The following is a 23,545-nucleotide window of genomic DNA, read 5'->3' as shown; positions in this document are numbered from 1 at the left end:
ACGGGACAAATCCTTGCCCATCCTCCCCAGTCACAGGGGCCGAAAATAAGGCGCGGCCCGGTTCAGGAAACAGGCGGCTGGTCCGGGCGGAGAGGCGGCGCGCGGCGCTTGGGAAGTATGGACGAGAACCTGAACTTCATGATCGGCCGCTCGATCACATAGTGGATGACCGCGCCCGGGAGCACGCCGGCAGCAAAGCCAAGGACAAGCGTCACGCCGTCCCACAAGGGCTGGGATACATCAAGGCCGAGCTTGGCAGCGGCGAAGCGCACGGCCCCCAAACCGAAGGCGTGGAACAGATAGATCGAATAGGAGGCGTCCGCGAGATAGAGCATCACCCTGTTGGTGAAGATCTTATGGCGCTCCTCGACCCACAGCAGCGTCGCCATCGCCAGGGCGGCCAGCAGTCCGACATTGATCGCGCGGTTGAACTCGCCCATCGCGATGGATACCCCCTGGCAGACGGCGTTCACCGCCAGCAGCCCAAGAAGGAGGTGACCAAGATAGGCGCGCTTCTCTGTCATCACATAACCGATGAGCGCCCCCCAGATGAATTCGAGTGACAGACTACCGGTCACCGTACGGCCGATGGCGCTGGTGGGGTGAACAAGATGACCGAGTGTCACGAGTGTCAGGATGATGAGGCTAACAGAAAGAACACGATAGCGATGCGATATGACCAGCGACAGTGCGAAGATGCAGTAGAAGATCATCTCATAATTGAGTGTCCAGCCCTGGATGAGCACCGGCCAAATCTGGTGCGATACAACAGGGTGATAATGCGGGATGAAAAGAAGCGACATCACGAGAGTTGGGATGTCGAGCACCGTCGATTTGAAGGCATTGGGTAGAATCAGAAGCCCCAGCACGACGCAGAAGGTTGCGATCCAATACATTGGCACGACGCGTTTCAGACGCTTACCAAAGAACTTCAGCGGCTCCGCCTCGCGCCGCTGCGTGGTTACAACCATTATGAAGCCACTGATAACAAAGAATAGATCGACACCATACTCACCAAGTAAAAATATGCCGACGTTTGTCTTTGTGTTCATGACGGTTGCCTCGTGATACAGGACAACCGCAAGGGCCGCGATAGCTCTTAAATATTGGACGGAATTGAACATTCAATTATCTCTATTCCAATGAGCCGGCGTAACTGAAAAATTCATGATCTGAGCGATGGTCAGGTAGACCCGCTCCCGGCAATCTCTGGTGGCAGTCAAGCATCAGGCTGGACGCGTCCCCATCACGCCTGCGCCCACCACCTCATCATACAGCGCCGCAAGTTCCTTGTTCATGCGCTCGCTGCGGTACTTCGCCTCGAAATCCGCCCGCGCCTGCCGGCCCATGCGGCGCAGCGCGGGGCGGTCGATACCGCGCATCGCGCGGGCGAAGAAGCCCGGCTCGTCTATATTCATCATCACACCGTTGAGGCCGTCCTTCACCAGGAAGGGGAAGGGTCCGCGATGGCTGGTGATCAGCGCCTTGCCGGAGCGCAGTGCCTCCAGCGCGGCAAGCGGCAGCCCCTCCCAGCGCGAGGGCATAATCAGCGCATCGCTGGCATCCAGCAGGGCCGGCAGGCTGTCACGGTCGACCCAGCCAAGAAAGCTCACGCGCGGATCGTCCTGTCCGGGCGTGCCATGACTGCGGCTGACCACACTGGAGCCAGCGACACGCAGTTGAAAATCGACGTCCGGGGCACGGTCGAATTCAGCACTCAGGAGATCAAAGCCTTTCTGCGGGTCCGTACGGCCGATGAACAGAAGCTGGAGCGGCCCCCCGGCCACCTCACTCGGTTCCACCAGAGCGGGCGGCTCGGCAAGGTCAGCGATGCCGGAGACGATCAGCGTACAGCGTCTGCCGCCAATGCCCCAACGACGCAGAAACACCTCCTCATGAGGCGAAATATTGATAATGCGGGTTGTTACATAAGACAGCATGTATTCGATGCAGCCGAAAAAGACCCGTGCCCGCGAAGGACGATCCGGGTCCACCGCCCATCCATGGGCGCAGTAGAGGATCGGCGCCCGCGTGCCACCGGTAACCTTCAGCAGTCGGCCGACAAGACCGGCAAAGGTGCCATGCAGATGCACCAGATTTGGCTGGAAGTCGCGGCATGCGTTTCGCAGCGTGATGAAAAGGCGGGTGAGATCGCGCGGTGAGCGGCCCTCACGTGCGTAAGTATAGGCTGGAAGGCCGCCAATCTCGGTGAGCGCCTGCTTCTGGCCTTCGGGAACCACGACGGCGATATTGCCCGCGCCATATATGGCACGCTGATACGGAATGATCTCGTTGAGATAGCTCGCGGGCCCGCCGGGCAGGCTCTCGCAGACATGCAGGACACGCAGCCCCTGACGCGTCTCAGCGTTTTTAATCGTCGTTTGTCGCGCCATATCAAGCATTCTGCACCTCCTTGAGACTCGCCAGAATGCCGAGGGCGGACTGGGTCCAGGAATAGCGTGTCGCCTGTTCGTGGCCGGCCGCCACCAAGGCTTGCCGCTTGACCGGATCACGGACAATCTCAGCGACCGCCTCTACCCATGCGTCATCGGCATGCGGATCGAGCAGCACGGCGGATTCACCCAGAACTTCCGGCAGCGCCGTGCGATTTGAAGCCACCACTGGACAGCCGAGCATCATTGCCTCCAGAGGCGGAATGCCGAAGCCTTCGAACAGCGAGGGGAACAGGAAACAGGCGGCCCTGCTGTAAAGATCTGCAAGCTGCTCATCATTGACACGGCCAAGCCACACGAGGCCCGTCCCGCTCTCCGGCTCGGCAGAGCCGCCGGAGAAAACGCTGGCATTGGTGCCGCCGACCACACGGACGCAAATGCCCAACTCCGCAAGACGCGGTGCGATCCGGCGGACCAGCGCGAAGTTCTTGTTGCGGGACTGGCTGCCGAGCGCGAGCACGAAGGGAGCCTCCTCCGCACCGCCCGCCGCCGTCGCCGTATCGGCGGAGCGTAATATATGCTCGCCGCTATTGCCGACGATCCGATCGGCAGAGCGATGAGCCGCGCGAAAGCGCAGGAGTTCGCTCTCCGAAAACCGTGAAATGGTGATCCAGCGCGCACTGCGTCGGATCGAGAGCGGCAGCATCACCTTGTAGAAGGCCCGAAACGGCAGGGAGAAATTGTCCGGAATCAGCCACACATGAGCATCGTGGACCACGGTGACGGAACGCCCATTCAGCAGGGGGGTGAAGTTGCAAAGATTGAGCAGCAGCCCCTTGCGCGCCAGAAACGGGAGAAACAGTTGCTCCCATGCATGTCCATGCCCCCGCCCGCCAAACTCCTGCCGGATGCCCTCCAGAAAATCGATGGGCGCACCACCTTTCGGCCGTAGGATGCGGAAATCGAAGCCCCGCGTATCAGGATGGCCGGACGTGACGAGACCATCGAGCGCGCGCATGATCTCCCAGCCATAGCGCTCAACGCCGGTGATCGGTCGATCAAGGAACCGGCCATTTATCGACACGAGCATCAGTTGGACATCTCACAAGACGGGACGGCGAAGAGGTATCTAGTAAGGTGTCGCGCAGCAGTGGAATCCTGTGCAGCGCGTCTCCGCACGTGGATGCACGTCGAGCCGCGAACGCACAATCCCATATCCAGATGACGACAACCCTTCATCGCCTGATTCATGCGGCGCAAGGCTAGCGGTTTGCCAGCCCTGCCCCCTCAGGCGCTGAGCCGGCGTCCCGCCGAGCGATCGAGTTCTGCCAGAATCATGCCAGCCACATCGTCCCAAGAGAGCACCGGCGCGCCTTCGATCTTGCGGCCACGCTTCTCGTGAAGGAGCAGCATGAGCGCCCGGCCGATACTCTCACGGTCGCCGGGTGTGTAGGTGATGACGCCCTCATAACTCCAGCGGATGGTGTTGGGAACAAAGGCTGGCAACCCGCAATAACGGTACTGGATCATCTTCAGGCTTGAATCGGCCATGTAGGCCGTCGACGCGCTCACGCGGTAAGCAGCGAGGCCGGCGTCAGCGAATTTCAGATAGGGAATGATCTCGGCGAAAGGCCGTTCGCCATAATAAATCACGTTCGGGCTGGTGACGGCTGACACCGATCCGCCGAAACAATGCAGGATTACGTTGCCTTCAAGCGCGCCGGCGAACAGGTCGAAGGACGCCGCATCGTGAAGCGTGTTGCCGACCGAAACGATATTGATCGTCCCGTCCTTGTAGGGCGACTGACGGCACGCGTCGAAGACGCTTTTGTCCAGCCCGTGCGGGGCGACGAGGCAGCGCGCTCCAGCCGGCAACAGAGACTGCATCAGCGGACTTGGTATGCGCGTCACATCGGCATTCAGCGCCAGGCGTTGCTCGAGCTGCGTCAGCAGAGGGTGGGCCCCGATGCAGGCCATGATGTCCGCGGCATTGAACACCAAGGGCGCGTGTGGATTGAGCGCCCGCACCGCGTCGGCAAAGAGCAGCGAGACCCCGCTGTCGATAATCAGGATATCCGCATCAATGACAGCCTGCCGGGCCGGCGCGGCAATGCGGCAGCCGCTCATCTGGATAATCCGGCCCCAGAGCTCGTTCAGCGGCTTCTTGCGCAGGTTGATGATCTCCAGCGCCTGTTCCGTCAGGATGGCCGACACCCCCCCATAGGATCGCCACTGATTGACGCCAACGGTCGCGCGAATGGTCCGGTACGCCTTGTTGCGCACGCGATGGAGTGGCCCACGACCGACTGAGACAAAGCTGACCGCGTAGCCGCGCCGGGCATAGGCATCGGCCAGGAAGTGTATGCTCGCCTTCCTGCCGAGCCCCGAATAAACGTGGGTCGATACGATGGTTAGCTTGGGCATGAACAATCCTGTAGGCGCAGGAGAAGAGCGCGTCTCGGGACCGGCGGTCCCACACTTTTATGCGGAGACATGCAGGATGGGGACCAGGCAAGTGCCAGACAGGCTGCGTGGCTCGACCAATGGCCCCGTCGCGCCTGTCATGAAAGTCAAAAATCAGGCGTCGCGCTGGACCGCGAGGCCTCCACCGAAACGTTGTGGGGAAGCATGTATGGCGGGCCTCCCGGGCCGATTCAGATAATAGGCAATCAACACGGCGAACATGAAAATCGGAAAAAGCCGCGCACCGCCAAAATAGAAGATACGGACAAAATCGCTCACCCCCAGCAGAAGGCAGGGATAGAGAACGACCCCATAGGGGTTGCGCTTCGCGAACGACGCATAGGCGCCTCCAACGAACATGCCAAAGGCAAAATTGAGCAGCGTACCGAAGAAAAACCCAAACTCGTTCACCGCCACGAACATGCCGCCGGGATTATTGAACTCCAACGTTCCGTAAAGCGTTAAATACAAGCCCCAATTGTCGGCAACATCACCAAAAATTTTATTTCCAATAATGGGAAATTTATAAAGCCAAGCAAACGCCTGGCTCCAGGTTAATTCTATATTTAGAGCATGGACACCAGCACCATTATTTACTGATGTCGAAAAATACCCGATAAAACGCTCAATCATGAAGTCGTAAAACGAATTATAAAAATTCTGATAGTACTGCCAACTCCGAAAATATTCGGCGATAGAGAAAAATACGAAAACGAAAACTACACCGATGAATGGAATGAGCAGACGCAGCAGCGAGGGGCGCCAATAGAAACTCAGCGGCAGAACGGCAATGGCCGCGAGAACCTCAAGCAGCGCGAGGCGCTCGGAGGCAAAAATCGACCGCGCCAGTGTCAGAAGGAAAATTGCAAGGGCGAACACCAGAATGTCGAACGGAATCGGTTTTCGGGTGAAGAATGACCGCCCCGCCAGCAGCGCGAAGAAAACGTAACCAATCTGAATAAAAGACGTAATTCCCGGAATGCGCCCCAGAGCCTCATGCAATTGAGCCGAAGCGCCACGGGTGCCGGCAAGCATCGCCGCGATGAGGTCCATGCGGGTCAGCAGCGAGCCGAGGAACAGCGCATAGGCCAAAATCGAAAGATAGCCACAGACGCGCAACATCCGAAAATATCGCACGCTCAGGGTATCAGTGAATCCATCCACCAATGGGCCACTTCGCCCGGACGCGAAGCCGACATAGCTTCCGAATCCGCAGCCCAGCGCGAAGACAACAATGCTGAAAAGACCGATGAGAACGGCCTCTCGATCGACGAAGTCGATCGGCTGCCCGACATTGTAAGAGACGGTCGCGTTGTAATAGCAGGCCGCCAGATAGATCGGCAGGACGATGAAAAGCAGCATCCCCCAAGGTGATGTCCACCAGGGCAGGGGCCATCTGCGCCGAGCCGCGCCCTGTGGGCGGGCAGGTACCGGCCGACCGACCCCGCGACCATAGATGCTTGTGTCGATTGAACTCATCGATCCCGATTCGTCTCATGGCGGCCCGGCCTGCGATGACAAAGATACCGCATCGCCCACCCAGCCGAAAGCCGACACCTACCCCGGCACAGCGCAACACAAGCGGGAAGCTTGATCCAATCAGCCGCAGGTGGCTGGTGCGGGCGGCCGGGCTCGAACCGGCACTCTGTGAAGAAACGGATTTTAAGTCCGTCGCGTCTACCAGTTTCGCCACGCCCGCTCCGGCCCACGCTGGCGGGGCCGTGTGTTCCATGCCGTGCCGTGCGCCGCAAGGGCACGTGCCCCTGCAAGCCTAAAACACCCCGCCGATGAAGCCCGTGTCGTCGACGAAGATGTTTTCCGCCGCCGGATGTGAGGGCAAGCCGGGCATGGTCATTACCTCGCCGGCCAGCGCCACCACGAAGCCGGCGCCGGCGGAAAGGCGGACCTCGCGGATCGGCAGGACGAAGCCCTCCGGCGTGCCGCGCCGGCTGGGATCGGCGGAGAAGCTGTACGGCGTCTTGGCCATGCACACCGGCAGGCCGCCATAGCCCATGGCCTCGAACTCGCCGAGCTTTTTCAACGCGCCCGGTTCGATGGCGACCGAGCCGGCGCGGTAGATGCGCGTGGCGATGGTCTCGATCTTTCCGGCAAGCGAAAGATCGTTGTCATAGAGCGTCTGGAAATGAGAGGTGCCGTCCGCGAGGCGAACAACCTCCTCGGCCAGCGCGACGGCGCCGGCCGACCCCTCGGCCCAGTGCGCGCACAGATGCACGCTCGCGCCGACCGCCGCGCAGGCGGCCTCAATGGCGGCGATCTCAGCGGACGTGTCGCTGGTGAAGCGGTTGATGGCAACCACTGCCGGCAAGCCGAACGCCTTCATGTTCTCGATATGGCGCACGAGATTGCCGGTGCCGCGCGCGACGGCTTCCACATTCTCCGGCCCGAGATCCTTCTGGGCGACGCCGCCATGCATCTTCAACGCACGCACGGTCGCGACGATCACCACCGCGCGCGGGGTAAGCCCGGCCTGGCGGCACTTGATGTCGAGGAACTTCTCGGCACCGAGGTCGGCACCGAAGCCGGCCTCCGTCACCACATAATCGGCAAGGCCCAGCGCGGCACGGGTGGCTATCACCGAATTGCAGCCATGGGCGATGTTGGCGAAGGGCCCGCCATGAACGAGGGCGGGCGTGCCCTCCAGCGTCTGCACGAGATTGGGCTGGAAGGCGTCGCGCAGCAGCGCGGTCATCGCACCGGTCACCTTGAGGTGGGCGGCCGTGATCGGCTGGCGGGCGCGGTTCTGCGCCACCACCATGCGCCCAAGCCGCTCCTCAAGATCCTCTAGCGAGCGGGCGAGGCAGAAGATCGCCATCACCTCGGAGGCGACGGTGATATCGAAGCCATCCTCGCGGGGAAAGCCATTGCCCGGCCCGCCAAGACCGACGATGACGCTGCGCAGCGCCCGGTCGTTGAGATCGACCACGCGCCGCCAGTTGATGCGGCGGGCGTCGATGTCGAGGGCATTGCCCCAATAGATGTGATTGTCGATCGCCGCCGCCAGCAGGTTATGCGCGGCGGTGATGGCGTGGAAGTCACCGGTGAAATGCAGGTTGATGTCCTGCATCGGCACGATCTGGGCGTGACCGCCGCCGGTCGCGCCTCCCTTGGAACCGAACACAGGGCCCAGACTCGGCTCGCGCAGCGCAATGGCGACGCTCTTGCCGATGCGGGAAAGGGCATCGCCGAGGCCGATCGTGGTGGTGGTCTTGCCCTCGCCAGCCGGGGTCGGGTTGATCGCCGTCACCAGGATCAGCCGGCCATCCGCCTTCGCCGCGGCCTGCCCGGCAAAGCCGAGGTCGATCTTCGCCTTGTACGGCCCGTAGCGGTAGAGCGCCTCGAGTGGCACGCCGAGCCGGCCGCTGATCTCCTCGATCGGGCGCGGCTCGATGCCGGCGGCAATGGCGGCATCGCTGTTGGGGTCGATCGTGCGCACGGCGGTGTTCATCGTGGTTCCCGTTGAGAAGAGGCGGTCAGGTGGCGCGTGTGCGCTCCGCCAGAATGGCGACGAGCAGCATGCCGCCGAGGACCGACAGATGCTCCATGACGAAATAGAATTCGATCTGCGCCATCGGACCTTCCATGGTCCAGAAATGATGCGCGATCGGAATGGTGAGGGCGGTGAAGACGGCCAGCGCCCCGGCGCCAAGCCAGGTCGCACGGTTGGCAAGGATGAGCAGGCCGCCGCCGAGCTGGGTGATGATGGTGAGCGCCGCAAACAGCCAGGGCGGATTCAGGCCGAAATGGGCCATCTCGGCCTGGGCGCCGGTGAAATCGGCAAGCTTGGAGACGGCGCTGCCGAGAAACATGAACACCAGCAGGAGACGAGCGATGAAAGCGGTGACGGAAGCCCGCAGGATGGTGGAAATGATCGCCGGAGTCATCGGTAGCTTTCCTTAAGGGGAGTGCCGCGCTGATCGGCATAGCCCAAGCGCGGCACTCTGGCGATCCTTACCGCGATGCCGTCACTGCCGGCTCTCGCCTTCGCCCTCGGCACTGTCGCCCTCCTCGTCGCCGTCCGCCTCTTCCCGCTCGCGGGTGGCCTTGGCTTCGGCGATGAAATCGGCGGCGTACTTCTTGGCGTCGCGCACGGCCTCGCCCAGTTCACGGGCATAGCGATCAAGGTCGAGCCGCAGCCCGCCGACCGAGGGCTTCTCGGTCTCGGCGGCGTAGGCCACCATGCGCAGCGACAGCCCAAGATCGGAGACGAGGTCGGCGATGAAGCCGTCGCTCAGATCGTGCTCGTCGGCATAGGTCAGAAGCTGCTCATAGAGCGCGGCGCGATGCGTCTCGAACGCCGCGTCATAGGCCTCGTCGCTCTCGTCGCCCTGGTTGATCTCGTCTGGCCCGGCCATGCGCGTCTCCTTGCGGTCTCAGGCAACGCCGTCGCGGATCGGCGGCTGGAAGCTGAGACCCATATCCCACGGAAAATAAATCCAGGTGTCCTGGCTCACTTCCGTGATGAAGGTGTCGATGATCGGCCGTCCCGCCGGCTTTGCATAGACGGTGGCAAAATGCGCCCTGGGCAGCATCTCGCGCACCACCTTGGCGGTGGAGCCGGTATCAACCAGATCGTCGATGACGAGGAGCCCCTGCCCGCCCGGCCCTGCCGCGGCGGTGACGATGTCGGCGATGGGCTTGATGACCTCGGTTTCGCCCTGGTTCTTGTAGTCGTGGTAGCTGGCGATGCAGACCGTCTCGATCAGCCGGATCCCCAGTTCGCGCGCCACGATGGCAGCCGGCACCAGCCCGCCGCGCGTGATGCAGACGATGCCGACGAACGGCCCCGCCCCGGCCAGACGCCAGGCGAGCGCGCGCGCATCGCGATGGAACTGGTCCCAGGAAACGGGAAAGGCCTTGTTCTGGCGGTCGTCGGACATCGAGGCATTGATCCCGGCTGCGTGTGCAATTGGCAGAGCATTAGCTGGAGCGTCGCGGCTTCTCCAGTAGCACCGGGCAGAATTCCCCGGCTTAGGCTCCCACAGTGCCGCGCGCCGCGTGGACTTCGGCGACCATCATCCGCACGGCGGCGACGGCGGCGGCAAGGCGTGCCGGGTCGCGCGAGCGCAGCACGAGGTTGGTGTTGGGCCGACCATCCTCGCCCATGAAGGGATAGCTGCCGATGCTCACATCCGTATGGATCTCGGCCACGGCCTTGAGCGGCCCGCCAATATCGCCTTCCTTGGCATTGGCGGTCACCGTCTCGGAGAGCATGCGCACGCCGGTCCTGAGCTTGGGCGCCACCTCGTCGAGCATGGCTTGCATGATGGTCGGCACGCCGGCCATGACGATGACATTGCCGATCCAGAAGCCCGGCGCCTTGGAGACCGGGTTCGCCACCAGTTCGGCGCCGGCGGGAATGCGCGCCATGCGCAGCCGCGCCTCGTTGAGATCGGCCTCGGCTATGCGCTCCAGCAGCATCGCCCGCGCTCGCGGATCGACATCGATCGAGACATCGAAGGCCTTGGCCACAGCGTCGGCGGTGATGTCGTCATGCGTCGGCCCGATGCCGCCGGTGGTGAAGACATAGGTGTAGCGGGTCCGCAGGGCGTTGAGCGCGGCGACGATCTCGTCCTCGATATCGGGAACGACACGCACCTCGGCGAGGTCGATACCGACAGCGGTGAGATACTCGGCGATATAGCCGATGTTGCGGTCCTTGGTGCGCCCCGAGAGGATCTCGTCGCCGATCACCAGCAGCCCCGCCGTCACCGCTTCAGCTTGCCCGACCATTCGATTCTACTCCCGCTTTCCGCAAAGGCGCCTAGAAACGCCGCAAATGAACGCAGCACCCGCCCCGAAAGGCGGCGCACCGCCCGCAATTTAGGCATTCAGCACATTCTACGGCGATATTCGCCGTCCGGTTTGTTCCGCCTCTTTCGCTGGCACGACGTTTGTAGCTAACTTCCAGAAGTTGGGGAGTGAATTTGCACCTATGAGCGTCGCTTTCGACGAGATGACAAATGCGGACGGCTCGATCCGTGCCGCCTACACCACCCTCGCACGCTGGCTGAAGGATGTTCCGCCTGACGTGCTCGATTACCGACGCAAGGAGGCCGAGTTCATCTTCCGGCGCATCGGCATCACGTTCGCCGTCTATGGCGACAGCGATGCGCAGGAAAGGCTGATCCCGTTCGACATCATCCCGCGCATCCTCACCAATGGTGAATGGGGCCGGCTCTCCAAGGGGCTGGAACAGCGCACCAAGGCGCTGAACCTCTACATCAAGGATGTCTATTCCAAGCGGGACATCCTGCGGGCCGGCATCGTGCCGGAGGATCTCGTCTATCAGAACCCCGTCTTCCGCCCGGAAATGAACGGTCAGAAGGTCCCGCACGACCTCTATGTCCACATTGCCGGCATCGACGTGGTGCGCGTGGACTCCGAGACCTTCTACGTGCTGGAAGACAATGCGCGCACCCCCTCGGGCGTCTCCTATATGCTGGAGAACCGCGAGATCATGATGCGGCTGTTCCCGGAGCTGTTCGCGGAGAACCGCGTCGCCCCGGTCGAGAACTACACGGACGAACTGCTCGCCACGCTCAAATCGCTCGCCCCGACCACGGCAACCAGCGATCCCGTGGTCGTGGTGCTGACGCCCGGCATCTTCAATTCGGCCTATTACGAGCACTCCTTCCTCGCCGACAAGCTGGGCGTGGAACTGGTGGAAGGGCGCGATCTCTTCGTGCGCAACGACGTGGTCTATATGCGCACCACCGAGGGCCCGCGCCGGGTGGACGTGATCTATCGTCGCCTTGACGACGATTTTCTCGATCCCCTCGCCTTCCGGCCGGACAGCTCGCTCGGCGTGCCCGGCCTGATGAGCGCCTACAACGCCGGCAATGTCACGCTGACCAACGCGGTTGGCACCGGCGTCGCCGACGACAAGGCGGTCTACAGCTACATGCCGGAGATCATCCGCTTCTATCTCGGCGAGGAGCCGCTGCTGAAGAACGTGCCAACCTGGCGCTGCCGCGAGGCCGATCATCTCAGCTATGTGCTCGACCATCTGAACGAGCTGGTGGTGAAGGAAGTCCACGGCTCCGGCGGGTATGGGATGCTCATCGGCCCGCGCGCGGACAAGGCGCAGATCGAGCTGTTCCGCGCCAAGCTGAAGCAGGACCCGACCAATTTCATCGCCCAGCCGACGCTGGCGCTGTCCACCTGCCCGACCTTCGTGGAGGAAGGCATCGCCCCGCGCCATGTCGATCTGCGACCCTTCGTGCTCACCGGCTCGGACCGCACCCGCATCGTGCCGGGCGGCCTCACCCGCGTGGCGCTGCAAGAGGGCTCGCTGGTGGTGAATTCGAGCCAGGGCGGTGGAACCAAGGATACCTGGGTGCTGGAGGAGAGTTGAGGGGCTGCGGTCGGATCGTCATCCCGGAAAGCCGCAGGCCGATCCGGGATCGTCTGCAGAATTGGTGAACGATCCCGGCTCTTCGCTTCGGTGCGACCGGGATGATGCAGGGTGGGAGCGCAGAGACAGATGTCGATCGAAACCTGGCTGGCCTTTGTCGCCGCCTCCGCCGTCCTTCTGGTCATTCCCGGCCCGACCATCCTGCTTGTCGTGTCCTATGCGCTTGGTCAGGGCCGCAAGGTGGCGCTTCCCGTGGCCACCGGCGTCGCGCTCGGCGACTTCACCGCCATGACGCTGTCCATGCTCGGCCTCGGCGCGCTGCTTGCCACCTCTGCGGCGCTGTTCACCGTGCTGAAATGGGTCGGCGCGCTCTACCTCATCTGGCTCGGCATCAAGCTCTGGCGCGCCGGCTCCACCCCGCTGGTGAGCGAAGCAACAAGTGCGGGATCGCCTACCGGTATGCTGCTGCACGCCTGGATCGTCACCGCGCTCAACCCCAAGAGCATCACCTTCTTCGTTGCCTTCCTGCCGCAGTTCCTCGATCCCGCCGGGGACTTCCTCACCCAGATGGCGATCTTCGAGACCACCTTCCTCGTGCTCGCCGCCACCAATGCCTTCGGCTACGCGCTGATCGCGGGCCGGCTGCGCGGCGCCATCGGCACGCCGCGCATCGTCGCCGCCATCAATCGGATCGGCGGCACTCTCCTGATCGGGGCGGGCGTTGCGACGCTCGCCTGGCGTAACGCGAAATAGAACGCGGGTTCCCATGCTCTCTCGCACTGCAGACAATCTCTACTGGCTCGCCCGCTACATGGAGCGCGCGGATTGCCTCGCCCGCATCCTCGACGTGACGCAGCGCCTGGCCCAGCTTCCGGCGGCCTATGGCGGCTCGACCAATGAGTGGCGCTCCGCGCTGCTCACCGCCGGCTGCGCCGAGCTGTTCAAGCAGGTCCATGGCGACGACGCGACCGAGCAGAACGTCATCTCCTTTCTCGCCTTCGCGCCGGAGAACCCCTCCTCCATCCGCAACTGCTTCGAGATCGCCCGCACCAATGCGCGTTCGGTGCGTACCGCGCTCACCATCGAGATGTGGGAGACGATCAACTCGGCCTGGCTGGAGCTGAAGCGTTACTCGACCAAGAGCATGACGCGCGAGGAACTCGCCCGCTTCCTGTCCTTCGTCAAGGAAACCTCACTGCGCTTCGACGGCGCGGCCTACCGCACCATGCTGCGCAACGACGCCTTCTGGTTCTCGCGTGTCGGCATGTATGTCGAGCGCGCCGACAACACGGCCCGCATCCTCGACGTCAAATATCACGTGCTGCTGCCGGACTCCGAGCATGTCGGCGGGCCGCTCGACTATTTCCAGTGGACCTCGATCCTGCGTTCGGTGTCGGCGCTGACCTCCTTCCACTGGGTCTATCGCGAGAGCGTGAAGCCCTGGCTGGTGGCGGATCTCTTGATCCTCAACGCGCAGATGCCACGCTCGCTGACCAGTTGCTATCAGAACATCACGCGCTATCTCGACGATATTGCCGCCTATTATGGCCGGCAGGGCTCGGCCCAGCGCCTTGCCCGCTCCACCCTCACCCGGCTGGGCAATAGCCGGATCGACGACGTCTTCCAGACCGGACTACACGAGTACATCGACGATTTCGTCGTCGAGAATAACCGTCTCGGCAGCACCGTTGCCGAACAATATCTGCTCTGAACCCGAACTGATCGGACCCTTGAGGCCGCGCCTGCGTCATGCGTATCCATGTGAACCACACCACCCTCTACACCTATGATCCGCCAGCCAATGGCGCGATCCAGACGCTGCGCCTCACGCCCCGCAACCATGACGGGCAATATGTCGTGTCCTGGCGGATCGACGTGTCCGAGAGCTGCCGGCTGCGCGCCCATGAGGACGCCTTCGGCAACCTGACCCACACCTTCGCCGTCGAAGGGCCGATCGCGCAGCTCCGCGTCATTGTGGACGGCGAGGTGGAGACGCAGGACACGGCCGGCGTGGTGCGCGGCGTCAAGGAGCGGTTCCCGCCCTCCCTGTTCATGCGCGAGACCGATCTCACCGCCCCGGACCCGACGCTTCGCGGCTTCTGCGAGGAGGCGGTGATCGGGGTCGGCGACCGCATCGAGAAGCTGCACGCGCTGATGGAGGCGATCGCCGGGGTGATGACCTTCGATCCCGAGCCGACGCAGGTGACGACCACCGCCAAGCAGTCCTTCGCGCTGAAGCGCGGCGTCTGCCAGGACTATGCCCACATCTTCATTGCCGGGGCGCGCCATCTCGGCATACCCGCGCGCTATGCCAGTGGCTACATCGTCAGCGACGGGCAGGCCCCGTCGCAAGGCCAGGGACAGGGACAAAGCCAGAGCCAGAGCCAAAAGCCCCTGCAGGGCGCCAGCCTGCAAGCCGGCCATGGCTGGGCGGAAGCCCATATCGAGGGCCTTGGCTGGGTCGGCTTCGACCCCACCAACCGCCAGTGCCCGACGGAAGCCTATGTGCGCCTCGCCGTCGGTCTTGATTACCTCGGCGCCGCGCCGGTCCGCGGCAACCGTTATGGCGGCGGCGAGGAGAACCTCTCCGTCGCCCTCAATGTCGACCAGTCGAGCCGGCAAATTCAGGGCTGAGGTTGCCGGCCGCGAAAGCGCCCCGCTATAAGGGCGCGGGTGGATAGCCGCGTCCCGCGGGGATGCGACCAGGGGGAAGTGCCTTCCATGACCTATTGCTGCGGTCTTCTGGTGCGTGACGGGCTCGTCATGATCGCCGATACCCGGACCAATGCCGGGCTCGACAACATCTCGACCTTCCGCAAACTCCACGTTTTCGAGGAGCCGGGCCGCCATGTCATGGCGCTCGCCACGGCCGGCAACCTCTCGATCTCGCAGGCGGTCATCAGCACGCTGATGGAGGGGCTGGACAACCCCGAGACCGGCAAGAAGGACACGCTGACCGGGGCCAGCAGCATGTTCCGCGCGACCCAACTGGTCGGCCGCGCCATCCGCCATGTCCATCGCCTCTATGGCGAGGGGCTGAAGCAGTCGGACATCCGCTTCGATGTCTCGTTCCTGTTTGGCGGTCAGGTGAATGGCGGCCGACTGCGGCTGTTCATGATCTACGCCGCCGGCAATTTCATCGAATGCAGCAGCGACACGCCCTTCCTGCAGATCGGCGAGCACAAATATGGCAAGCCGGTGCTGGACCGTTCCATTACCTTCGACACCGATCTCTACGACGCGCTGAAATCCGGCCTGATCTCAATGGATTCGACCATGCGGTCAAACCTCGGCGTCGGTATGCCGATCGACATTCTCGTCGCGCGTCGCGATGGCGGTGAGTCCGAGCTGAATTATCGCATCGAGCCGGGCGAGCCCTATTTCCATGATCTGCGCGAGCGGTGGTCGGCGGCGCTGCGGGCCGCCCACACGTCGATCCCCCGCCCGCCCTATGGACGCACGCGCTAGGTTATATTGGAGTACAGCGCAGTCTCGTTCGCATGGAGATTGTGTTCAAACGATAGGATTGAGCCCTTCGCTGCGCTGGATGGCAGCAAAAGAGCTTAATCACCTTTTCTGGTCATATCGATCAGAAGACTTTCCCCACGCCATGACAAGCGCGAAGGGCCGCGCATCTGAGATGTGCGACCCTCGCTTCGCGCCTGACTTGTCAGACGCAGAGTTCGTCTCTTCTTGTCAGAAGAGAAAATAAAGCAGGATGATAAGCGGAATCGGAATACCGATGAGCCACATCAGAATGGCGGGCATGACCGTTCTCCTCTCTCAGTGATTTCTTGCGGCGCTTGTCTTTTCACCGCGCTCGACTGTCTGTCGCCCTGATAACGCCATGGGCTGACAGGAGTTCCCGGAAGGTAGCATCGTCATCTTGCCGCCAGTGAGCCGCTGGTTCATCGTCACCGTCTGGGGAGGAAAAACAACATGACACCATCGCGCATCGCTCTCGTCACCGGCGCAGGCACCGGTATCGGCAAGGCCGCCGCCCTCGCCCTCGCGGCGGATGGCTTCGACGTCGTGCTCACCGGCCGCCGCGCCGAACCGCTCCAGGCGGTGGCCGAAGAGATCGGCGCCAGGGCTCACGTGGTGACATCGGATGTGGCGGACGCCGCCTCGGTCGCCGCACTGTTCGACGAGATCGCACGCCGCTTCGGTCGGCTGGACGTGCTGTTCAACAATGCCGGCGGCTGGTCGCCGGGGATGCCGATCGAGGACATCCCTCTGGAAGATTGGCAGCGCGTGGTGAATGTGAACCTCACCGGCGTGTTCCTGTGCACGCAGGCCGCCATAAGGCTGATGAAGACGCAAAGCCCCAAGGGTGGGCGCATCATCAATAATGGCTCGATCTCGGCGCATGCCCCGCGCCCGTTCACCGGCCCCTATACGGCGACCAAGCATGCCGTCACCGGCCTGACCAAGCAGGTGGCGCTGGAAGGGCGGGCCCATAACATCGCCTGCGGGCAGATCGACATCGGCAATGCCGATACCGACATGGCGGTGAAGATGAAGACCGGCATCCTGCAGGCCAACGGCCAGATCATGGTCGAGCCGACCTTCGACCCCGTCCACGCCGGCCGCGCCGTCGCCTACATGGCCAGCCTGCCGCTCGACGCGAATGTGCTGACCATGACCATCATGGCCACCAACGCCCCCTTCGTCGGTCGAGGCTGACACCGCCCGTCGAAACCCGCGCCGTGTAAGGACGGAGCGGGTTTCGCATTGACTTGCATGCTCGCTATGGTTGTATAGACGGCGTCTCGATGCCACTTTGACGATGCGACAGGACCCTGCCGACCTACGCGGCGGGCGCCCGCCGCCGTGCCGTGGCGGATCGGGGCCGGCAGCCCGACCGCCCTGGGTCAATCGATATGGGAGGCATCCATGGTCGACTTCACCATCGTCAACCCGACCAAGAATCCGTTCAAGACCGGCACCAACATCAACCAGCCCTGCATCATCGGCATCATCGCGCCGTTCAACCCCACCATCGGAAATGGCACGGTGGTCACCTTCACCCCCTCCGTTCTCATGGCGAAGGGCAACTACAATGCCTGGGTCGGGTCGGGAACGTTCAACATTTCGGTTACCCCGTCTGGCGCGAACTTCCTCGCCTCCTTCCAGCTCACCGGCACCTTCGCGGCGCAATCGCAGAGCTTCACGGCAACGGCGACCCAGACCGGCAGCAACGCCTTCCAGTTGGTCAGTCTCGACAAGTCGCTGTCGCTCACGGTCAGTCAGGACAATGGCGGCTGGGGCACGGACGGCAAGATCGACGTCAAGCCGAGTTGGGCGGCGGTGACGCTCTACATCGACTCCAATGTCTCGGCGACGTCTGATCAGGAGGCGGAAACAGCAGAAGCCTGACGCCCGCCGCACACCCCGGACGGCGCGCCGGGTCGAGCCGCTCTGCGCGCTGGTGGTCAGATGACGGCCAGCGCGCCCTGAAAGAGCAGCCAGCTTAACAGACCCATCACGCCGAGGCTGATGAGGCTGGCGACGAGGCCGGCGGCGATGAAGGCCCCGTCCCGCTCGACGAGGCCGAGGCCGAGAATGCACAGGGCGATGCCCGGCGGCAGATTGCCGAAGATCGGGATCGGCAGCATCAGCAGCAGGCCGAGCACAACCACCACCCCGCCCAGCACAAGACGCGCGGCGGCGCTGGAGAAATAGGCCAGCCGCGGGCGCGAATAGCCCTCGAAGCGGCGGATCCATTTCAGCGCGCCGTGGACGATCTTCTCCAGCAGCGTGCGCGATAAGGTGCGGGCGGCGAGCCAGCGCGGCAGCCACAGCTCGTCGCGCCCGACCAGCATCTGTGCCCCGACGAGGCACAGCAGCACGCCACAGATCACCGGAATGCCAGGCGGCATGGGCAGGCAGTTGGGCAGGCCGAGCAGCAGGATGGACAGGCCGAAGGCGCGGTTGCGCAGCGCGTGAACGATCTCGCCCACGCCGATCCGTTCCGCCGAATGGGCGGTCACGAGGGCGGAGAGCAACTCCGAGGTGCGGGGCGAGCGGTGATCCACGGCGGGCGGCCCGGTGCCTTCATTCATGCCTTGGGACACCACCACGGCACCCGTTTGCGCCGTCCTCATAGCACGGCGAAAGCGGCAAGGAGAGGGCACCCGTGCCAAATCCCCCGGCCGTGCCGCTCGCCGCGCTCTCGCGACCGACCCGGCGCATCTATATCAGCCGACCGAAAGACTTCGATTTTGCCGCATGGATATGGCCGAGCCCGGCCGCGCTCCCGGGCCACGCCCGCCCGCCTGAACCTCAAGACCACCCCATCCTGTCCGGCAGACGTCGGCCCGCCTCGCCCCAGCAAACCGTTCAACTTCCTCGCCCGGTAAGCGGCGGCGGCCCCGGCGGGCGGGGTGTCTCAGTGCAACTGGAACATCCCGCTGACACTGCGCAGCTCCGCCGGCTTGATGAGCCGCGAATGCGCCACCGTCACCGAGTGCAGCGGCCCCTCAAGCTCGCGCTTCCAGAAATCGAGGAAGCGGTTCAGCTCGGGAAAATGGGGATAGAGGTCGTAATGCTGCCAGAGATAGCTCTGCAGCAGCGCCGGATGGTCCGGCATGCGGTAGAGTATCTCGGCCGTGGTGAGCCCGTAACCGGCGATCTGCCGGACGAAATCCGCGGATGCTTCACGCCTGCCGGGCGACGCCGCTTCATGATGGACCATGCGGGACCTCCTTTCGCTGACGACTCCATTGTGAGCGCATGACGCTTGCGTGAACAAGTCCAAAAAAGACATTTGATGTTCAATATCAAGGCGTTGGCAGCATATATGTCGGAGTGCTGACACGCGCGCGGCGGCGCCCCTGGCACTCACTTCGCTCGACTGCTAGTTTTTTCGCCTCGAACCCTTGCGCCCCTCCCCCCCGCCCCCTAGATGTCCTCGCGGCAGCGTGATCGGAGCCGTCATCGGCCGGCGCGCTGCCGTGACACCAGATGATCGTTCAAGCTTTTCTGGAGAGAACCGATGAAGTTCCGTCCCCTGCATGACCGTGTCGTGGTCAAGCGCGTCGATGCGGAAACCAAGACCGCGGGCGGCATCATCATTCCCGACACCGCCAAGGAAAAGCCCTCGCAGGGCGAAGTGGTCGCGGTGGGTCCGGGTGCCCGCGACGAAGCCGGCAAGCTCGTCCCGCTCGACGTCAAGGCCGGTGACCGCGTGCTGTTCGGCAAGTGGTCCGGCACCGAGGTCAAGATCGACGGCGTCGACTACCTGATCATGAAGGAATCCGACGTCCTCGGCGTGATCGACGACAGCGCCTCCGCCAAGAAGGCGGCGTGACGCCTTCTCGCCCGACGCAAGTCGCAACGCCTCACCGGAGTTAAAAGACATGTCTGCCAAGGAAGTTAAGTTTGCGGGCGACGCGCGCGATAAGATGCTGCGCGGCGTCGACATCCTCGCCAATGCCGTCAAGGTCACCCTCGGCCCCAAGGGCCGCAATGTGGTGATCGAAAAGTCCTTCGGCGCGCCGCGCATCACCAAGGACGGCGTCACCGTCGCCAAGGAGATCGAGCTCGAGGATCGTTTCGAGAACATGGGCGCGCAGATGGTGCGCGAAGTGGCCTCGAAGTCGAACGACCTCGCCGGCGACGGCACCACCACCGCCACCGTTCTGGCCCAGGCCATCGTCCGCGAGGGCGCCAAGTCCGTCGCCGCCGGCATGAACCCGATGGACCTCAAGCGCGGCATCGACCTCGCCGTCGAGGCAATCGTCGCCGACCTCAAGAAGAACGCCAAGAAGGTCACCTCGAACGAGGAGATCGCCCAAGTCGGCACCATTTCCGCCAATGGCGATTCGGACATCGGCAAGTTCCTCGCCGAAGCCATGCAGAAGGTCGGCAATGAGGGCGTGATCACCGTCGAGGAAGCCAAGACCGCCGAGACCGAGCTCGACGTGGTCGAAGGCATGCAGTTCGACCGTGGCTATCTCTCCCCCTACTTCATCACCAACGCCGAGAAGATGCGCGTGGAATTCGAGGATCCCTACATCCTCATCCACGAGAAGAAGCTCTCGGGCCTGCAGGAGCTGCTCCCGGTTCTCGAAGCCGTGGTGCAGACCTCCAAGCCGCTGCTGATCATCGCCGAGGACATCGAAGGCGAGGCTCTGGCCACGCTCGTCGTCAACAAGCTGCGCGGCGGCCTCAAGGTCGCGGCCGTCAAGGCTCCCGGCTTCGGTGATCGCCGCAAGGCCATGCTGCAGGACATCGCCGTCCTGACCGGCGGCACCGCCATCTCCGACGATCTCGGCATCAAGCTCGACACCGTGACGCTCGCCATGCTCGGCCGCGCCAAGAAGGTCGTGATCGAGAAGGAGAACACCACGATCGTCGACGGCTATGGTGCCAAGGGCGACATCGAGGGCCGCATCGCGCAGATCAAGGCGCAGATCGAGGAGACCTCCTCGGACTATGACCGCGAGAAGCTCCAGGAGCGTCTGGCCAAGCTCGCCGGCGGCGTCGCGGTGATCCGCGTCGGCGGCGCGACCGAGGTCGAGGTCAAGGAGAAGAAGGACCGCGTGGACGACGCGCTGCACGCCACCCGCGCGGCCGTTGAAGAAGGCATCCTGCCGGGCGGCGGCGTCGCCCTGCTGCGCGCGATCAAGTCGCTCGATGCCGTCGTGACCGCAAATCCCGACCAGAAGACCGGCGTCGACATCGTCCGCAAGGCGATCCAGGCCCCGGCCCGTCAGATCGCCAGCAATGCCGGCGAGGACGGCTCGCTGATCGTCGGCCGCATCCTGGAGAAGGACAGCTACGCCTACGGCTTCAATGCCCAGACCGGCGAGTATGTCGACATGTACAAGGCGGGCGTCATCGACCCGGCCAAGGTGCTGCGCTCGGCGATCCAGAACGCGGCCTCCGTGGCCTCGCTGCTGATCACCACCGAAGCCATGATCGCCGACCTGCCCAAGAAGGGCGGCGCCGCGGCCCCGGCCATGCCGGGCGGCGGCATGGGCGGCATGGACTTCTGAGGACAGTCCCCGAGGCCGCCCGGCAAGACGCAAGAACGAAGTCGGCCAAGGCCGACTTCTCGGGCGGCGGCATGGGCGGCATGGATTTCTGAGAACGTCCTTCGGACCTCTCAAGCTTCAAAGGCGCGGCGAAAGCCGCGCCTTTTTGTTGCGCATCAGGGCGCGAGGGCTCATGCCGCCTCGCGGCCCTCCCCGGCGGCGCTGTCGAGCACGGTGTCGAGATCGTGCTGGTGCATACGCTCCAGATCGACGCCGGTCGTCTCCACCCGGAACATCCAGGTCACGGTGGCGCCGATGAGGGCGGTGCCGGCCAGCCCGATCAGCAGCGCCGTGGTGCCGAGATCGGCGAGCAGGATCGGAAACAGGAAAGCGGTCAGCACCGCGCCGATCTTGCCGACCGCGGCGGCAAATCCCGCGCCCTTGCCGCGCACGGCGGTGGGGAAGACCTCGCCGGCGAGCAGGTAGGTCTGCGCGTTCGGGCCCATATTGGTCATGAAATTGAACAGCATGAAGCCGGCAAAGATCAGCAGCGTGCGAGTCGGATCCGCGTAATAGCTCGACAGCGCCGCCAGCATCAGCCCAGCCGCGCAGCCGACAAAGCCGAGTATCTGCAAGGGGATGCGCCCGACCCGATCGGCCAGCATCACCGCCGCCACGACGCCGGCGATCAGCAGCGTGTCGATCAGCGCCGCGCCTTCCGCCGCCAGAACCTGCCCGGCAACAATATCGGTGACGTCGTGGCTCACCGCCGCGCCGTGACCAAAGGCTGCGGCGAGAATGGTCGGGGTGAACAGACCGATGCCATAGGTGCTCAGATCCTGCATGAACCAGGGCACCGAGGCGAGGATGGTAGCGCGCCGGTTGCGCTTGCCGAACAGGTCGCGCCAGCGCGAGCCGGCACGGCCCTGCGCGCCCTCCCCGGTGGGACAGGGCTTCAGCGCCACATGGTGCGGATAGGTCGGGTGGCGATGCAGCAGCCGCGCTGTCTCGCGCGCCGCGTCGCTCGCCCGCCCGCGGGCGAACAGCCAGGGCGCCGATTCCGTGACGTAGAACCGCGCCACCGTGACCAGCGCCGCCGGCAGGATCACCGCCGCATACATCAGCCGCCACGCGGTGACGCTCGGATCATTGACCAGCACCACGTAACCCACGGCGGTCCCGGCCAGCGCGCCGAGCGCCTGAAAGCCGAAGGCGGCCAGAACCAGCCGGCCGCGATTGGCGCTGGGAATGCTCTCCGAGATGATCAAATGGGCGGTCGGGTAATCGCAGCCCAGCGCCACGCCGACACCGAACAGGAACACGGCGAGCCAGAGATAGGTCGGGCTGACCGAGAGCAGGACGAGAAAGATCATGAAGATGACCATCTCGACCACGAACATGAATTTGCGCCCGAACGTGTCGGACAACCCGCCCAGCGCCAATGCGCCGACCAGAATGCCGGCCAGGCTCGCCGCGCCGATGACGCCATGCTCGGTGGCCCCCAGCCCGAACTCGGCGGAGATCAGCGGCAGCGCCACGCCGGTCATGAACACGACCATGCCCTCGAAGAACTTGCCGAAGGCGGCCAGCCACCAGATGCGCCACTGCATGGCGGTCATCGGCACGCGCCCGACCGTGGTACCGTCGGCCCAGACCGGCGTCTCGTCGATATAGTCCTGAACCGAGCGCCCCTTATTCCCGCCAGCCATGCCCATTCCCCTGAGATTCCATCCGGTTCCCTTGAGCCACGGATGTGAAGCCACGATGACCCGCCCCGTCCCGCGCGTCGAGCCAAAGCCACACGCGGTGCCCGGTCAGCGCGGCGGCTCCCTCATAGAACCACCGCGCCCGGTCCGCGCGGCGGCTCCCTCATGGAACCACGTCATCCCCGGGCTTGACCCGGGGATCCACGACTTGAAGCCGGGTGCACGGGCGGGAAGACGGGGATGGCCGGATCAAGTCCGGCCATGACGGCGTGAGGGGATGGAGCGTGCCAGTGTGCTTCGAGGCCCGGCTGCCGCCGGGCACCTCAGCATGACGACGCGTCGTCATGTCAAAGAGCGCCGTCATCCTGAGGTGCGAGCGCAGCGAGCCTCGAAGGATGGAGTCCCGGCGCACCCGGCCCCAAGAGCGCCGCCCTCACGCCCACACCAAAAGCCCCGCGCCGCCTCGCGGCCGGGGTTCTGCGCCATTTCCCATCCGCCCAATGAAGGGCGCGCGGGGCACCGGGGCGGACGCCACCGGCGGCCGCCTGCACCTTTGTTTTAAAAGGTGGTGCAAGCCTTCACTCAGCCAACCGACACGCCGTCCCCGGCGCCCCGCACGCGGTGTTT

At 63.9% G+C, this 23,545-nt stretch carries 22 protein-coding genes and 1 tRNA gene; 9 read left to right on the top strand and 14 right to left on the bottom strand.

The window, feature by feature from the left end:
* Window positions 1–62: 62 nt before the first annotated feature.
* The 11 genes from KIP89_RS03185 to KIP89_RS03135 form a co-directional block, all read right to left on the bottom strand.
* Window positions 63–1,124, bottom strand: a complete 1,062-nt coding sequence (locus tag KIP89_RS03185) for an acyltransferase family protein (RefSeq protein ID WP_213753972.1) — start codon at window positions 1,122–1,124, stop codon at window positions 63–65.
* A 102-nt stretch (window positions 1,125–1,226) separates the two neighbouring features.
* Window positions 1,227–2,402 carry a glycosyltransferase family 4 protein gene (locus KIP89_RS03180; protein ID WP_213753971.1) on the bottom strand — a complete coding sequence of 392 codons (1,176 nt, stop codon included), beginning with the start codon at window positions 2,400–2,402 and terminating at the stop codon, window positions 1,227–1,229.
* The gene (locus KIP89_RS03175; RefSeq protein WP_213753970.1) at window positions 2,395–3,483 is read right to left on the bottom strand and encodes a glycosyltransferase family 4 protein; all 1,089 of its coding nucleotides are present in this window, start codon (window positions 3,481–3,483) and stop codon (window positions 2,395–2,397) included. Before KIP89_RS03175 ends, KIP89_RS03180 begins: the two co-directional genes overlap by 8 nt.
* A gap of 197 nt (window positions 3,484–3,680) precedes the next feature.
* Window positions 3,681–4,817 (bottom strand): GumK N-terminal domain-containing glycosyltransferase, encoded by a 1,137-nt coding sequence (locus tag KIP89_RS03170; protein WP_213753969.1) that lies wholly within the window; start codon window positions 4,815–4,817, stop codon window positions 3,681–3,683.
* 153 nt (window positions 4,818–4,970) lie between these two features.
* Window positions 4,971–6,335, bottom strand: a complete 1,365-nt coding sequence (locus KIP89_RS03165; protein ID WP_213753968.1) for an O-antigen polymerase — start codon at window positions 6,333–6,335, stop codon at window positions 4,971–4,973.
* 135 nt (window positions 6,336–6,470) lie between these two features.
* A tRNA-Leu gene (locus KIP89_RS03160) sits at window positions 6,471–6,555 on the bottom strand.
* Window positions 6,556–6,627: 72 nt separating this feature from the next.
* Entirely contained in the window at window positions 6,628–8,322 is a 1,695-nt protein-coding gene (locus KIP89_RS03155) for a formate--tetrahydrofolate ligase (protein ID WP_213753967.1), read from the bottom strand.
* A gap of 25 nt (window positions 8,323–8,347) precedes the next feature.
* The gene (locus tag KIP89_RS03150; RefSeq protein WP_213753966.1) at window positions 8,348–8,758 is read right to left on the bottom strand and encodes a DoxX family protein; all 411 of its coding nucleotides are present in this window, start codon (window positions 8,756–8,758) and stop codon (window positions 8,348–8,350) included.
* An 81-nt stretch (window positions 8,759–8,839) separates the two neighbouring features.
* The gene (locus tag KIP89_RS03145) at window positions 8,840–9,229 is read right to left on the bottom strand and encodes a hypothetical protein (protein ID WP_213753965.1); all 390 of its coding nucleotides are present in this window, start codon (window positions 9,227–9,229) and stop codon (window positions 8,840–8,842) included.
* A gap of 18 nt (window positions 9,230–9,247) precedes the next feature.
* On the bottom strand, window positions 9,248–9,754 hold the full coding sequence (gpt, locus tag KIP89_RS03140; protein ID WP_213753964.1) for a xanthine phosphoribosyltransferase: 507 nt from the start codon (window positions 9,752–9,754) through the stop codon (window positions 9,248–9,250).
* Window positions 9,755–9,845: 91 nt separating this feature from the next.
* Complete coding sequence (locus tag KIP89_RS03135; protein ID WP_213753963.1) at window positions 9,846–10,607, bottom strand: competence/damage-inducible protein A; 762 nt, start codon at window positions 10,605–10,607, stop codon at window positions 9,846–9,848.
* 202 nt (window positions 10,608–10,809) lie between these two features.
* Here KIP89_RS03135 and KIP89_RS03130 point away from each other — a divergent pair, with 202 nt between their 5' ends.
* The 7 genes from KIP89_RS03130 (at window position 10,810) to KIP89_RS03100 (ending at window position 17,610) form a co-directional block, all read left to right on the top strand.
* Complete coding sequence (locus KIP89_RS03130; RefSeq protein ID WP_213753962.1) at window positions 10,810–12,231, top strand: circularly permuted type 2 ATP-grasp protein; 1,422 nt, start codon at window positions 10,810–10,812, stop codon at window positions 12,229–12,231.
* A gap of 129 nt (window positions 12,232–12,360) precedes the next feature.
* Window positions 12,361–12,984 carry a LysE family translocator gene (locus tag KIP89_RS03125; protein WP_213753961.1) on the top strand — a complete coding sequence of 208 codons (624 nt, stop codon included), beginning with the start codon at window positions 12,361–12,363 and terminating at the stop codon, window positions 12,982–12,984.
* Between the two features lie 13 nt (window positions 12,985–12,997).
* Window positions 12,998–13,942, top strand: coding sequence for an alpha-E domain-containing protein (locus tag KIP89_RS03120; RefSeq protein ID WP_213753960.1), 945 nt, complete (start codon window positions 12,998–13,000; stop codon window positions 13,940–13,942).
* Between the two features lie 38 nt (window positions 13,943–13,980).
* Window positions 13,981–14,865, top strand: a complete 885-nt coding sequence (locus KIP89_RS03115) for a transglutaminase family protein (protein WP_213753959.1) — start codon at window positions 13,981–13,983, stop codon at window positions 14,863–14,865.
* An 87-nt stretch (window positions 14,866–14,952) separates the two neighbouring features.
* A complete protein-coding gene (locus KIP89_RS03110) occupies window positions 14,953–15,699 on the top strand; it encodes a proteasome-type protease (RefSeq protein WP_213753958.1) in 747 nt (248 codons plus the stop codon).
* Between the two features lie 471 nt (window positions 15,700–16,170).
* Window positions 16,171–16,917, top strand: coding sequence for an SDR family oxidoreductase (locus KIP89_RS03105; RefSeq protein WP_213753957.1), 747 nt, complete (start codon window positions 16,171–16,173; stop codon window positions 16,915–16,917).
* 210 nt (window positions 16,918–17,127) lie between these two features.
* Window positions 17,128–17,610 (top strand): hypothetical protein, encoded by a 483-nt coding sequence (locus KIP89_RS03100; RefSeq protein ID WP_213753956.1) that lies wholly within the window; start codon window positions 17,128–17,130, stop codon window positions 17,608–17,610.
* Window positions 17,611–17,666: 56 nt separating this feature from the next.
* Here the strand turns inward: KIP89_RS03100 and KIP89_RS03095 are convergent, their stop codons facing one another.
* A complete protein-coding gene (locus tag KIP89_RS03095) occupies window positions 17,667–18,296 on the bottom strand; it encodes an exopolysaccharide biosynthesis protein (protein WP_250152174.1) in 630 nt (209 codons plus the stop codon).
* 326 nt (window positions 18,297–18,622) lie between these two features.
* Entirely contained in the window at window positions 18,623–18,928 is a 306-nt protein-coding gene (locus KIP89_RS03090) for an usg protein (RefSeq protein WP_213753955.1), read from the bottom strand.
* A gap of 300 nt (window positions 18,929–19,228) precedes the next feature.
* Between KIP89_RS03090 and groES the strand changes: the two genes are divergently transcribed.
* Together groES and groL are read left to right on the top strand one after the other, a co-directional pair.
* Window positions 19,229–19,543 (top strand): co-chaperone GroES, encoded by a 315-nt coding sequence (gene groES, locus KIP89_RS03085; protein WP_213753954.1) that lies wholly within the window; start codon window positions 19,229–19,231, stop codon window positions 19,541–19,543.
* Window positions 19,544–19,592: 49 nt separating this feature from the next.
* A complete protein-coding gene (gene groL, locus KIP89_RS03080; protein ID WP_213753953.1) occupies window positions 19,593–21,233 on the top strand; it encodes a chaperonin GroEL in 1,641 nt (546 codons plus the stop codon).
* Window positions 21,234–21,403: 170 nt separating this feature from the next.
* On the opposite strand, the gene KIP89_RS03075 is transcribed toward groL, so the two are convergent.
* The gene (locus KIP89_RS03075) at window positions 21,404–22,921 is read right to left on the bottom strand and encodes an MFS transporter (protein WP_250152173.1); all 1,518 of its coding nucleotides are present in this window, start codon (window positions 22,919–22,921) and stop codon (window positions 21,404–21,406) included.
* Window positions 22,922–23,545 lie beyond the last annotated feature (624 nt).

This window comes from Ancylobacter radicis (assembly GCF_018449475.1).
GTDB lineage: Bacteria > Pseudomonadota > Alphaproteobacteria > Rhizobiales > Xanthobacteraceae > Ancylobacter > Ancylobacter radicis.
Note: the sequence above shows the minus strand (reverse complement) of the source record. Positions and strands in the feature narration are given on the sequence as shown.

Excerpts from the sequence above, each read along its gene's own strand:
- KIP89_RS03155 (WP_213753967.1), bottom strand. The coding sequence starts at position 8,322 with ATGAACACCGCCGTGCGCACGATCGACCCCAACAGCGATGCCGCCATT.
- KIP89_RS03170 (WP_213753969.1), bottom strand. The coding sequence starts at position 4,817 with ATGCCCAAGCTAACCATCGTATCGACCCACGTTTATTCGGGGCTCGGC.
- KIP89_RS03165 (WP_213753968.1), bottom strand. The coding sequence starts at position 6,335 with ATGAGTTCAATCGACACAAGCATCTATGGTCGCGGGGTCGGTCGGCCG.
- KIP89_RS03150 (WP_213753966.1), bottom strand. The coding sequence starts at position 8,758 with ATGACTCCGGCGATCATTTCCACCATCCTGCGGGCTTCCGTCACCGCT.
- KIP89_RS03125 (WP_213753961.1), top strand. The coding sequence starts at position 12,361 with ATGTCGATCGAAACCTGGCTGGCCTTTGTCGCCGCCTCCGCCGTCCTT.
- KIP89_RS03075 (WP_250152173.1), bottom strand. The coding sequence starts at position 22,921 with ATGGCTGGCGGGAATAAGGGGCGCTCGGTTCAGGACTATATCGACGAG.
- KIP89_RS03130 (WP_213753962.1), top strand. The coding sequence starts at position 10,810 with ATGAGCGTCGCTTTCGACGAGATGACAAATGCGGACGGCTCGATCCGT.
- KIP89_RS03105 (WP_213753957.1), top strand. The coding sequence starts at position 16,171 with ATGACACCATCGCGCATCGCTCTCGTCACCGGCGCAGGCACCGGTATC.
- KIP89_RS03120 (WP_213753960.1), top strand. The coding sequence starts at position 12,998 with ATGCTCTCTCGCACTGCAGACAATCTCTACTGGCTCGCCCGCTACATG.
- gpt (WP_213753964.1), bottom strand. The coding sequence starts at position 9,754 with ATGTCCGACGACCGCCAGAACAAGGCCTTTCCCGTTTCCTGGGACCAG.
- KIP89_RS03090 (WP_213753955.1), bottom strand. The coding sequence starts at position 18,928 with ATGGTCCATCATGAAGCGGCGTCGCCCGGCAGGCGTGAAGCATCCGCG.
- groES (WP_213753954.1), top strand. The coding sequence starts at position 19,229 with ATGAAGTTCCGTCCCCTGCATGACCGTGTCGTGGTCAAGCGCGTCGAT.
- groL (WP_213753953.1), top strand. The coding sequence starts at position 19,593 with ATGTCTGCCAAGGAAGTTAAGTTTGCGGGCGACGCGCGCGATAAGATG.
- KIP89_RS03115 (WP_213753959.1), top strand. The coding sequence starts at position 13,981 with ATGCGTATCCATGTGAACCACACCACCCTCTACACCTATGATCCGCCA.
- KIP89_RS03095 (WP_250152174.1), bottom strand. The coding sequence starts at position 18,296 with ATGAATGAAGGCACCGGGCCGCCCGCCGTGGATCACCGCTCGCCCCGC.
- KIP89_RS03135 (WP_213753963.1), bottom strand. The coding sequence starts at position 10,607 with ATGGTCGGGCAAGCTGAAGCGGTGACGGCGGGGCTGCTGGTGATCGGC.
- KIP89_RS03145 (WP_213753965.1), bottom strand. The coding sequence starts at position 9,229 with ATGGCCGGGCCAGACGAGATCAACCAGGGCGACGAGAGCGACGAGGCC.
- KIP89_RS03100 (WP_213753956.1), top strand. The coding sequence starts at position 17,128 with ATGGTCGACTTCACCATCGTCAACCCGACCAAGAATCCGTTCAAGACC.
- KIP89_RS03175 (WP_213753970.1), bottom strand. The coding sequence starts at position 3,483 with ATGCTCGTGTCGATAAATGGCCGGTTCCTTGATCGACCGATCACCGGC.
- KIP89_RS03185 (WP_213753972.1), bottom strand. The coding sequence starts at position 1,124 with ATGTTCAATTCCGTCCAATATTTAAGAGCTATCGCGGCCCTTGCGGTT.
- KIP89_RS03180 (WP_213753971.1), bottom strand. The coding sequence starts at position 2,402 with ATGCTTGATATGGCGCGACAAACGACGATTAAAAACGCTGAGACGCGT.
- KIP89_RS03110 (WP_213753958.1), top strand. The coding sequence starts at position 14,953 with ATGACCTATTGCTGCGGTCTTCTGGTGCGTGACGGGCTCGTCATGATC.